Source organism: Paraburkholderia sp. SIMBA_054 (assembly GCF_046534875.1).
Taxonomy (GTDB): Bacteria; Pseudomonadota; Gammaproteobacteria; order Burkholderiales; family Burkholderiaceae; genus Paraburkholderia; species Paraburkholderia hospita.
In genome coordinates this window covers 1-259 of the sequence record NZ_JAWRXV010001097.1, presented here as the reverse complement: position 1 = coordinate 259, position 259 = coordinate 1, and the positions used below count along the sequence as shown (strand labels likewise).

Annotated in this window: 1 protein-coding gene; it reads right to left on the bottom strand. The window is 63.7% G+C overall.

Features of this window, described 5'->3' with window-relative positions:
• Positions 1-259, bottom strand: a 259-nt coding sequence (locus tag SB822_RS58555) for an ABC transporter permease subunit (RefSeq protein ID WP_410859304.1), incomplete at both ends; no start/stop codon positions are given.

Below are 259 nucleotides of genomic sequence, written 5' to 3'. Positions count from 1 at the left end.
CCGCAGGCGCGCCTTCCGACAAGCCGCCGATGTTCTCGCGCACGAGCGAACCCCAATCGGCGTTCGGCGGCTGCACGCCGAGGCCGAGGAAACTCAGCCCGCTCAGCAGCAGCACGATGAACACGAAGCGCAGGCCGAAATCGGCGAGCATCGGATGGATCATGTTCGGCAATACCTCGACACGCGCGATATATAAGAGCCCTTCGCCGCGAGCCCGCGCGACCTGCACGTATTCGAGTCCCATCAGGTTCAATGCGAG